The following is a 10,282-nucleotide window of genomic DNA, read 5'->3' as shown; positions in this document are numbered from 1 at the left end:
ATGGGTTTGAACGACGCCCTTCGGATGCCCAGTTGTTCCCGAGGAATACATCACAGCGAAATCGTCGTCTGTGTCGATTTCAACTTCTGGCGCAACATCTGAAGCGGCCCCATCTTTGAAACCTGTGAAGTTCAGAGCACTTTGCCCCTCACCATCACGCACACCGATAATTGTTAATCCAAGATCATCGCGAAGCGGGGTCATGCGCTCTAGGCGCGGGCCATCGGCAAAGACGACCTTCGCACCGCTATCGCGCAGCGCATAGTCGAGTTCCTTTGTGGTCCACCATGCATTGAGAAAAACCACCACGCCGCCCATAGATGATATCGCAAGTACGAGCATGAGCAGTTCAGGATAATTGCGCATTGCAATGGCAACGCGATCCCCTTGACCCAAGCCCAACTCATCGCGCATCGCATGCGCCAGCTGGTTCACGGATTGCGTGAATTCCGCGTAGGTGTAGCTGTCGGATTCATAGGCGAGGTATTCCAAAGTGCCTTCACCGTGCTGCGCCCATCCTGCGGTCAGAAGCCCGGGCACAGTGCCCGGAATATTCTTGAACGCTTTGAAGGTGACGCCGCGCACGTCAACTTCGTGAACCGCGAACGTTGGGTTCGTAGTGACGACATGTTCTACCGCTTCGGCGGGTGTCATGGCGCTCATAGCGACGCTGGAAAATTCATCATATTCCCCTCCCAAGGAACAGAGTTGAACGATTGCCGCTAAGGGCAAAGGCGACTCTTGCCACATCAGATTAACAGTAAATTTGCCGCTGCCAATCCCGCAGAACGGAACGTAATTCCGCGATTTTCATGTTGTTTGGAGGGTGTTGATGCGGTTTTCGACACAAGTCGCTTTCGCGTTTCCTTGGCGAGGTTTGAGCGCCCGCCAAGAAAGTTTGATTTAGCCCGCAGTTGCCGCGAGCCATTCAGCCAGTTTAGGCATTCAGTTTGATCACGCGCTTGCCGAAGCCTTCGCCGCGCAGCAAACCAACGAAAGCAGAAGGGGCTTGTTCCATGCCTTCGATCACTTCTTCAAGGTATTTGATTTTACCCTCAGCAACCCATGTGCCGACTTGTTTGGCGAATTCAGGGTAAAGGTGGCCAAAATCGTCAAACACGATGAAGCCGCGCACAGTCATGCGGTTGCGCAAAATCATACCCATCAGCATGTTCATGCGATCAGGACCGTCTGGCAACGACGTCGCGTTGTATTGCGAAATCAAGCCGCAAACAGGGATACGTGCAGATGGATTGAGCAGCGGCATGACCGCATCGAGAACCGCACCACCGACGTTTTCGAAATAGATATCGATGCCGGCAGGAACAGCGGCTTTCAAGGACTTAAAGAATCCGTTGGCCTTGTAGTCAATGCATTCATCAAAGCCGAGCACGTCCACAACATGCGCACATTTCTCAGCACCACCAGCAACGCCAACAACGCGCAAACCAAGTTGCTTGCCGATTTGTCCGACTGTCGCGCCAACAGGTCCGCTTGCGCCAGCAACAACCAGCGTTTCGCCTTCTTTAGGTTGCCCGATTTGTGTCAAACCACCCCAAGCTGTAAGGCCGGGCATACCCAGAACACCAAGACCCCAAGTGGGGTTTGTAGGGTTCTTGCCCATATTGATAACCATCGTGCCATCGCTGACTGTGTAGTCCTGCCATCCGCCAAATGCGACGACCCAATCATCGGCTTCAAAGCCTTTAACATCTGACGTGACGACCTGTGAAATCGTACCGCCCACCATAGTGCCACTGATGGCAACAGGTTCTGCGTAGGATTTTGCATCGCTCATGCGGCCACGCATATAGGGGTCAAGTGATAGGTATTCGTTGCGCAGCAACATCTGGCCTTTGCCAGCCGTTGGCACAGCTTCTGTTTCTAGGCGCAGCGTGTCGTCATTTGGCTCACCAACAGGGCGCTCAGCCAAAACGAATTTGCGGTTCACTGTATCTGATTGTGGCATAACAGGGTCCTTCACTGATCAGGCCGAAGACCCGAAAATTGGTGTTAAAGATGACGTTTAGGATCAGGCATGGTCGCCCTCAACGTGGATGCAAACCATAGTCAGGGCTTTTTGAATTTACCATAAAATGAAAAAGTGCCGTTGCGGCGTTTGTTCTGACATTCAGCAAAACAAAATGAAATCAGAGGCTTATCAGCTTCTGATTTGCGGCCCTTTTCTCAGGGGAAAGACGCTTGATCGCAGCGTGCGTTAAGAATTCCGCACTGTATCGATCATCAACTGTACGTTTTCAGGATTGGCGTCTGGCGTAATGCCGTGACCCAAATTGAATATATGCGGACCCTTGGAAAACGCTTGAACAATAGCGCGTGTGTCGTCGATTAATTCTTGTCCACCCGTCACCATGTGACGGGACGCAAGGTTGCCCTGCACGCAACCATCGATCTGAACATGTTCTGCCGCCCAAGCCGCATCAACAGAATTATCAAGCGCAACACAATCGGCCCCAGTCGCTTTTGCGAAACCGATATATTTGTCGCCGCCTTCGCGTGGAAACGCGATGATCGGAGTGTTTGGATGGCGCTTTTTCAAAGCCGCGATGATTTGGCGTGTCGGCTCAATCGCGTATTTGTCGAAAGCTTCGCCCTTGAGCGAGCCAGCCCAGCTGTCAAAAATCTTTACGACTTCCGCGCCCGCTTCGATCTGCTTTGAAAGATACTCAATCGTGCCCAGCGTAATGCGGTCCATCAGCGCGTCGAACACCTCGGGCGCTTCAAGGCGCAAGGCATGTGCTGGCGCCTGATCCGGCGTGCCGCGACCGGCGATCATGTAGGTTGCCACGGTCCAAGGGGCACCCGCAAAACCGATTAGCGTGGTTTCCTCAGGCAGTTCATTGCGTAGGATTTTGACTGTCTCGTAGATCGGGTTCAGCGTTTCGTGGACATCTTCGACAGGGCCCAGTTTGTTCATGCCAGCCTGATCCGTGATTGTGGAAAGGCGTGGCCCTTCACCCGTCACGAACCAAAGATCAGCGCCGAGCGCTTGTGGCAAAAGCAAGATGTCTGCAAACAAAATCGCTGCATCAAACCCGTAACGGCGGATGGGTTGTAAGGTCACTTCGGCTGCAAGTTCAGGGTTATAGCACAGCTTGAGGAAGTCGCCCGCTTGCGCCCGCGTTGCACGGTATTCTGGCAAATAGCGCCCAGCTTGACGCATCATCCAGATCGGTGGTGTGTCCAATGTTTCACCCGCAAGAGTGCGAAGTAGCTTTTTAGATGAAGTCATTGGAGTCTCCGTTCGGATCTATTCGGTGCGTCGCATGCCTGTATCTTCGCCTTCTACCCTCAAGGATATTGGGCCAAATGACGCGGTTTGAGCAGTTGTCAACTATCCGACGGACCCATAAAGGTAAACCATGGCTATGATACTTCCTTCCCCGACAGCGCCGCTCAAAATCGGCACCCGTGGCTCGCCTTTGGCTTTGGCGCAGGCGTATGAAACCCGCCGTCGACTAGGCGTTGCGTTTGACTTGCCTGATGAGGCCTTTGAGATCGTTGTGATTAAGACAACGGGCGACAAGATTATCGATCGTCCTTTGAAAGAGATCGGCGGCAAGGGCCTGTTCACCCGAGAGATCGAAGACGACATGCTGTCTGGTGCGATTGATATCGCGGTGCATTCGATGAAAGACATGCCGACGCTTCAGCCAGAAGGGTTGATGCTCGACACTTACCTGCCGCGTGAAGATGTGCGCGATGCGTTTGTATCGGCAGAACACAAGCGCCTTGCAGACATGCCATCGGGGGCGACTGTAGGGACATCATCATTGCGCCGCCGTGCGCAACTGCTGAACTATCGCCCAGATCTGAACGTCGTGGGATTTCGCGGTAACGTTCAAACGCGGTTGAAAAAACTGGAAGACAAGGTTGCGGATTGCACCTTTCTCGCGATGGCGGGTCTGCGTCGTTTGGACATGGCGCATGTCGCCAAAAGTGCGATTGAGACAGAAGAAATGCTGCCCGCCGTTGCGCAGGGAGCGATTGGGATTGAACGGCGGATTGATGACAGTCGCATGGCCGAGATGCTGTCTGGCATCCATGACAAGGAAACTGGCCAACGCCTTGCCGCTGAACGTGCGTTCCTTGCTGCGCTTGATGGGTCTTGTGAGACGCCTATCGCGGGCCTTGCGGAATTGGATGGAAGCACGCTGCGCTTGCGTGGTCAGGTGCTTCGCCCTGATGGATCGGACAGTATTGGCGATGACGTGACAGGTGGCATCGAAGACGGCCCCGAAATGGGCCGTGCTATGGCAGCCAAACTCCTTGCCGAGGCAGGAGATGGCTTCTTTGACTGGCGATCTTTATAACTGACCGCGCATGTTCCAGAGTTCTGGGAAGAGCTCTACTTCCAACATCTTGCGCAGGTACTTCACGCCTGACGTGCCGCCAGTGCCGCGTTTGAAACCGATGATCCGTTCCACTGTTGTGACATGGTTAAAGCGCCAACGACGGAAATAGTCCTCTAGGTCGACGAGCTTTTCTGCCAGCTCATATAGCGTCCAATATTTTCCCGGATCGCGATAGATTTGGGTCCATGCATCCATGACTTCAGTTCGGGCCTCATGGGGTTGATCCATGAGGTAAGTCTCGGATGAAAATTCTATATTGAGTTCGGCTGAGAGAGCGTCGAGCGCAACGTGATACAAAGATCTTTCACCAAGTTCTTGTCCCAACATGTGATGCAGTTCAGGGCGATGTTCATGAACTTTCATCATGGAGCGGTTGCGATTGCCAAGAATGAACTCGATCAGCCGATACTGGTGAGATTGGAAGCCAGAAGAGGCTCCTAAATCATCGCGAAAGGCGGTGTATTCGCTGGGCGTCATGGTGCGCAATACGTCCCAAGCATTGTTGAGTTGCTCAAAAATACGCGAAACGCGTGTCAGCATTTTGAAGGCGGAAGGAAAATCGCCTTCGATCAATTTTGTGCGCGCTGTCGTCAGTTCGTGCAAAGCCAATCGCATCCAGAGCTCAGACGTTTGATGTTGAACGATAAACAGCATCTCGTCATGGGCATCCGACTGCATGTTTTGGGCGCCGAGAATGGGATCAAGGGCGAGATAGTCAGTATAGCTCATGTCCTTGGCAAAGGACATTTTGGCCCCATCTGTTTCGGGGTTGTAGGCCGCCATCGGGTCTCTCCAATTCAGTGCAACGCGCTCAGTCCGGCAACACTTTTCCAGGGTTCATAATGTTGTTTGGATCAAGCGCCTTTTTGATCGCCTTCATCGCGGCAATAGACACAGGGTCCTTACGGCGCTGCATTGAACGCAACTTACTGACCCCAATGCCATGCTCTGCAGAGAAACTTCCACCAAGTTTAAGCGTTTCGTCTTCCACAGCTTCGGTAATCGCGTCGTGGACTTCGGGGTCTTGGCTTTTGCCCCAAACTGAATAGTGCACATTGCCGTCCCCTAGGTGCGAAACGATCATTTCCTTCGCGCCCGGATCGATGGTTTGCAAGCGCGCTGCAATGGCTTCGATAAAGGTTGCGACCTTTTCCAGTGGCACAGCAATATCGTGATTGATGAGAGGCTTATGGGTGAGCACGACTTCGGCAGCGGCTTCGCGGCGCTCCCACATCGCGGTGCGTTGTGCTTCGTTTTGAGCCACACGCGCATCCAGCACAGCGCCGCTTTCAAAGAAGCCCGCAAGAATTTCTTCAAACTCTTCTACGATAGGCAGTTTACCCGTCTCATCTGGGGTCGCTTTGCTCGCGATTGTCGTTCCGATTTCGACCATGATGTTCACGTCGTAAGGTTCGTCAAATGGCTCACGAGCCGCATCATTGATTTCCAAGTGCCGTTCGACATAGGCGCGCGGCATAAACTCATAGGCTTCCACAGCACCGCCAGTCGCGTCTTGAAGTTTGTTGAGCAGCTCCAAACTGTCGGCGATAGACGGGGCTGCAACCATAGCCGTTGCATAGGCGAGCGGTTTAGGTGCCAGTTTTAGAACGGCCTTGGTGATAAAGCCAAGCGTACCTTCCGCGCCGATGACAAGATGTTTGAGGTTATAGCCAGAGTTGTCTTTGCGCAGCTCAGACATCAAATCCGCAACTTCACCAGTGGGCAGAACCACCTCAACACCGAGCACCAAGTCACGCGTATTGCCGTATCGCACAACGTTTGAACCACCTGCATTCGTGGATAGGTTTCCACCAATCATCGCAGTGCCGCGCGCACCAAATGTCAGTGGGAACACCAACCCTTCGGCATCGGCGGCCGCGTGAATATCCGCAAGAACAACACCAGCATCAACGATGGCGATACGCGAATCCTTGCGCACTTCGTGGATGGTATTCATGCGCTCCATCGAAACCATGATATGGCCTTTACCCGACGCACCACCTGCAAGGCCGGTGTTGCCGCTTACTGGCACAATCGCTGTCTTGGTCTCGTTGCCGAGCTTTACAATTGCGGCAACTTCTTCGGTCGAGGCGGGGCGCACCACTGCGATGGGCTCGGATGTGTAAAGCCCCATCCAATCATTTCCCCAGCGCGCGCAATCAGAACCAGTGAGAACGTGTTTTTCGCCTACGATGGCCGTCAGTTTATCAATCATTTGGTTCTCTTTCGAAGGGGTGGAATTTGGTTGCGCAATCTTTGGGTCAGCTGCTCAAGTCTGTCAACGCCGCGCGTAACGCGCTTTCGTCTTTCAACTGTAATCGGACGGGGAGAGTGACCACTTTCTGGCGAAACGAATGAGGGAGGCGCACAGCATCTTTTTCGGTGGTCACAAGCTGGGCATCATTGAGCAGAGCATCCTTTTCCAACCGTCCCATGAGGGCAGTGGTTAAACGTTGATGATCGCTCAAAGCTTCGCTTCGTATAATGTTTGCACCCATCGCGCGAAGAGTTGCGAAGAACTTCTCGGGATGACCGATCCCGGCAAACGCGATGGTTCGTAAACCTTTAAAATCCATTCCGGTTTGCAGGGGTTCTAGATGCCCTTGGAGTTTCTGCAGGGTATGAGGCCAATCACGGTTGAACTGGTCCTGAGCCTTTGCATTGCCGATCGACAAAACGAAATCAGCGCGTTTTAGCCCTGCTATCACGGGTTCGCGTAGCGGTCCGGCAGGCAAGCAACGCCCGTTACCGAAACCTTTGACCGCGTCGACGACGACAATAGACATTGTCTTTTTCACCGCGGGGTTTTGAAATCCATCATCCATCAAAATGTGGGTTGCACCTGCATCGCAGGCAGCTTGAATTCCCAAGGCGCGATCTTTTGATACCCAGGTCGGAGCGAAGGCAGCGAGCAGCAAAGGTTCGTCGCCGACGGCGCCCGCGGAGTCGCTCGGTTTCACCGAATGTGGTCCTGTGAGTGATCCGCCATAGCCGCGCGAGACGATATGCGGAGCAAACCCCATCTCAAGCATCATTTGCGCCAGCGCGATGGTTGTTGGCGTTTTTCCGGTTCCACCCGCGTTGAGGTTCCCGATACAAATGACAGGAACTTTAGGGGTGTAGGTCGCTGACTTGGCAACGCGCTGGGCGGTCAACATTCCATAGAGTTTGCCGAGCGGCGCAAGCAGACGCGCACGCCAGTCGGGCGCATCAGGGCGCGTGTACCAGAAATCAGGAGCTCTCATGGATGACCTTCTACAGTGTCCCAACGCTCTTGAATATCTTCAATCAGTGCATCGGTTGCCTCTGCGCCTTCCGACATTGTGATCCAGGCGGCATGTGCCATATTCGCGGTTTGATCCGCAGCGAGTAAATGCGCGATTGAACGGGTGAGACCATATCGATCCCTAACGATTCGCGCAGCGCCTGCGGTTACCAAACGGGTGAAACTAGGTGCATGTCGCCCCACGTTGGGTCCATAGATGATCGCTGACCCGAGAGAAGCGGGTACATAGGGATCGTTGCCGCCATGGCCGGGTGTTAACGTGCTGCCAAGGAAGCAAAAAGGTGCGATGCGATACCAAAGGCCCATGTGCTCGGGTTCTTCTACAAAGATAATCTGTGTTTCTTCGTCGATGGGATCACCGTCCTCCCAATAACAGACGCGCCAACCCTGCGCCTTAATAATTGCGCGCGCTTCAACGCTGATCGGAAAGGATGCCGCAACCAGCACGAGTGTGAGGCGGTGGGTGATTTTGATCGCTTCACGATGCGCAGACAAAATGCTTTTGATCTCGTCTGCCTGCACCTGCGCCGCGAGCCAAACAGGTCTGTTGTTCAAGTCGCTCAAGACTTCGTCAAACACGCTTTCATTGACAGTCGGTGCAATGACGGCATCTTGCAATGCATCGGTTACTGGAATTTCACGCCGTGTCGCATCCATCTTTCGCAGCATCTGGCGGCTGTTTGCATCGATAGCTGTGATCAACCCAAATGCGTCTAATGTTTCGCGTGCGAGCGAGGGAAGCCATCGCCAAACTGGACGGTCCAAATGTTCAACCGAGGCGCTCACCAGCGACAAAGGAATTTTGCGTTCATGTGCTTCGGTGATCAAGGCTGGTTGCAAATCACCGCCGATCCAAATGCAGTAATCTGGCCGCCAATGTTGCAAAAACGATCTGCCACCTTCCGTCGTGTCCAAGGGCAATGGGTGGCAGAACACGCCCTTGCTTTTGGGAACATAGGGTGGGTTTTCAGGATAGGTGATGAGCAAATCACAGGGCCCGCGCAACACGCGCAAGCGTTCACGCAGATAAAGCAATGATCGGACGTCAGCATCGTTTTGCACGACGCCCCAAATCAAAAGACCCTGTGGTCGCTCTTCATAGTGTTCAATGTTCGCAGCCTTGGCGCCGCGCGTGAGCGCCTTATATGCGGTTAGGCTGAGCGAACTCATTGAGGGTTAACCCAGTTCTTCCGTGGAAGAAGCCGCTGCATTTTCATCGCGGAGCCGGTGCAAATGAGCGATGTAATAGCGCATGTGCGCGTTATCGACGGTGCGCTGTGCCTCTGCTTTCCAGGCGTTAAACGCGGTCTCGTAGTCGGGGAAAATGCCAACAACGTGTAGATCATCGACGTCTTTGAAAACGTTCTTGGTCGGGTCGACCAATTCGCCGCCAAATACCAGGTGCAGTCTTTGCGTCATGTTTTTTATCCTTTGTATCAGGGATGCCTGAGTAGCGTTGAATGTAGATTACGCCGAGGCCAGATGAGAAAGCAATTCGGGGTGCAGGTTAGGGCCTGCTGCGACGACGCCATTCAAACGGGGATCGCTAGAGTTAAAGCGCAAGGGTGCTCCGGTTTTATCGGAAATCATTGCGCCCGCCTCGGATGCGATTAGCGCGCCTGCTGCGATGTCCCATTCCCAGCTTGGGCGGAAGGTGAGCATGGCATCGAATCTGCCCTGCGCAACAAGCGACAATCGATAGGCCAATGACGGACGATGATCACGGTTGAAGGTCGGTGCGGCCGCTGCTTTCCAATGTTGCGCATCCATCGCGGGCTTTGCTGCGAGTACCTGAGCGGTTTGCATGTCGGCATGGGGGGAGGGTGAAATGGTCTCGCCATTGAGATGGGCGCCGCCACCGAGATGCGCGGTGAACATCAAATCCAACATCGGCAATAAGATAACGGCCGCAATGATGTCGCCCGCCTCGGCAACCGCAATGGAATGGGCCCAAGTTTTCGCGCCGTGGATAAAACTGCGCGTGCCATCAATCGGGTCGATAATAAAAACGCGATCCTTGCTCAAGCGTTCATCTGTGTCTTTGGATTCTTCGCTCAACCAGCCATAGTCGGGACGTGCGGCGCGCAATGTATCTTCCAGATAGGAATTCACAGCCAAATCGGCTTCGGTCACGGGGCCTGTGCCGTCTTCCTTGTCCCACTTCTTGGCATCATTCTGAAAGAACGGTTTTGCGATGTCGCCGGCGGCTTTTGCCGCGTCGATCAACAGCGCGAGATCAGCTTCCGGCAAGGGTCATTCCTTCGATCAAGAGCGAGGGAACCACGCGGGACAAATGGGTGCGTGCATCATTTGCAGGGGTCATCTGCATCAGCATATCGCGCAGGTTACCCGCTATCGTGCATTCGTTTACGGGATGCGTGATTTCACCGTTTTCCACCCAAAATCCGGCAGCGCCGCGTGAATAATCACCCGTCGTTGCGTTGATGGTCGATCCGATCATCGAAGTCACAAGAAGCCCTGTGCCCATATCGCGGGCCAATTCATCTCGGCTTTTGGAGCCTTGAGTGAGCGCGACATTCCATGTGCTGGGCGATGGCGGAGCAGATGTGCCGCGCGCGGCATTTGCCGTTGAAGGCATGTTCAATTTGCGCCCGTTTGC

The 10,282-nt window shown here is 53.9% G+C and carries 11 protein-coding genes; 1 reads left to right on the top strand and 10 read right to left on the bottom strand.

Annotated elements, in window-relative coordinates:
* From ABJQ89_RS03285 to hemE, 3 genes are all read right to left on the bottom strand, one after another.
* A partial coding sequence (locus ABJQ89_RS03285) for a class I adenylate-forming enzyme family protein (RefSeq protein ID WP_348494845.1) occupies window positions 1-732 on the bottom strand: 732 nt, incomplete at its 3' end.
* A gap of 205 nt (window positions 733-937) precedes the next feature.
* Complete coding sequence (locus ABJQ89_RS03280; RefSeq protein WP_348494844.1) at window positions 938-1,969, bottom strand: NADP-dependent oxidoreductase; 1,032 nt, start codon at window positions 1,967-1,969, stop codon at window positions 938-940.
* A 249-nt stretch (window positions 1,970-2,218) separates the two neighbouring features.
* A complete protein-coding gene (gene hemE, locus ABJQ89_RS03275) occupies window positions 2,219-3,253 on the bottom strand; it encodes a uroporphyrinogen decarboxylase (protein ID WP_348494843.1) in 1,035 nt (344 codons plus the stop codon).
* 130 nt (window positions 3,254-3,383) lie between these two features.
* On the opposite strand from hemE, the gene hemC reads away from it, so the two are divergent.
* Window positions 3,384-4,334, top strand: coding sequence for a hydroxymethylbilane synthase (gene hemC / locus ABJQ89_RS03270; protein WP_348494842.1), 951 nt, complete (start codon window positions 3,384-3,386; stop codon window positions 4,332-4,334).
* On the opposite strand, the gene ABJQ89_RS03265 is transcribed toward hemC, so the two are convergent.
* The 7 genes from ABJQ89_RS03265 to ABJQ89_RS03235 all read right to left on the bottom strand — a co-directional run.
* The gene (locus ABJQ89_RS03265; RefSeq protein ID WP_348494841.1) at window positions 4,329-5,159 is read right to left on the bottom strand and encodes a tryptophan 2,3-dioxygenase family protein; all 831 of its coding nucleotides are present in this window, start codon (window positions 5,157-5,159) and stop codon (window positions 4,329-4,331) included. The genes hemC and ABJQ89_RS03265 overlap by 6 nt on opposite strands.
* Window positions 5,160-5,187: 28 nt before the next feature.
* Window positions 5,188-6,591 carry an FAD-binding oxidoreductase gene (locus ABJQ89_RS03260; RefSeq protein WP_348494840.1) on the bottom strand — a complete coding sequence of 468 codons (1,404 nt, stop codon included), beginning with the start codon at window positions 6,589-6,591 and terminating at the stop codon, window positions 5,188-5,190.
* 46 nt (window positions 6,592-6,637) lie between these two features.
* Window positions 6,638-7,621, bottom strand: coding sequence for a tetraacyldisaccharide 4'-kinase (gene lpxK / locus ABJQ89_RS03255; protein WP_348494839.1), 984 nt, complete (start codon window positions 7,619-7,621; stop codon window positions 6,638-6,640).
* Window positions 7,618-8,832, bottom strand: a complete 1,215-nt coding sequence (locus ABJQ89_RS03250) for a glycosyltransferase N-terminal domain-containing protein (RefSeq protein ID WP_348494838.1) — start codon at window positions 8,830-8,832, stop codon at window positions 7,618-7,620. Before ABJQ89_RS03250 ends, lpxK begins: the two co-directional genes overlap by 4 nt.
* A gap of 6 nt (window positions 8,833-8,838) precedes the next feature.
* Window positions 8,839-9,081, bottom strand: coding sequence for a DUF4170 domain-containing protein (locus tag ABJQ89_RS03245; protein ID WP_348494837.1), 243 nt, complete (start codon window positions 9,079-9,081; stop codon window positions 8,839-8,841).
* Window positions 9,082-9,129: 48 nt separating this feature from the next.
* A complete protein-coding gene (locus ABJQ89_RS03240; RefSeq protein ID WP_348494836.1) occupies window positions 9,130-9,912 on the bottom strand; it encodes a 3'(2'),5'-bisphosphate nucleotidase CysQ in 783 nt (260 codons plus the stop codon).
* The coding region (locus ABJQ89_RS03235) for a metallopeptidase TldD-related protein (RefSeq protein WP_348494835.1) at window positions 9,899-10,282 on the bottom strand (384 nt) is incomplete at its 5' end. The genes ABJQ89_RS03235 and ABJQ89_RS03240, both read right to left, overlap by 14 nt.

The organism is Planktotalea sp., from assembly GCF_039984035.1.
GTDB lineage: Bacteria > Pseudomonadota > Alphaproteobacteria > Rhodobacterales > Rhodobacteraceae > Planktotalea.
Note: the sequence above shows the minus strand (reverse complement) of the source record. Positions and strands in the feature narration are given on the sequence as shown.

What these genes read in the sequence shown, in the direction of transcription:
- ABJQ89_RS03280 (WP_348494844.1), bottom strand. Translation starts at nt 1,969, where the DNA reads ATGCCACAATCAGATACAGTGAACCGCAAATTCGTTTTGGCTGAGCGC.
- hemE (WP_348494843.1), bottom strand. Translation starts at nt 3,253, where the DNA reads ATGACTTCATCTAAAAAGCTACTTCGCACTCTTGCGGGTGAAACATTG.
- hemC (WP_348494842.1), top strand. Translation starts at nt 3,384, where the DNA reads ATGGCTATGATACTTCCTTCCCCGACAGCGCCGCTCAAAATCGGCACC.
- ABJQ89_RS03265 (WP_348494841.1), bottom strand. Translation starts at nt 5,159, where the DNA reads ATGGCGGCCTACAACCCCGAAACAGATGGGGCCAAAATGTCCTTTGCC.
- ABJQ89_RS03260 (WP_348494840.1), bottom strand. Translation starts at nt 6,591, where the DNA reads ATGATTGATAAACTGACGGCCATCGTAGGCGAAAAACACGTTCTCACT.
- lpxK (WP_348494839.1), bottom strand. Translation starts at nt 7,621, where the DNA reads ATGAGAGCTCCTGATTTCTGGTACACGCGCCCTGATGCGCCCGACTGG.
- ABJQ89_RS03250 (WP_348494838.1), bottom strand. Translation starts at nt 8,832, where the DNA reads ATGAGTTCGCTCAGCCTAACCGCATATAAGGCGCTCACGCGCGGCGCC.
- ABJQ89_RS03245 (WP_348494837.1), bottom strand. Translation starts at nt 9,081, where the DNA reads ATGACGCAAAGACTGCACCTGGTATTTGGCGGCGAATTGGTCGACCCG.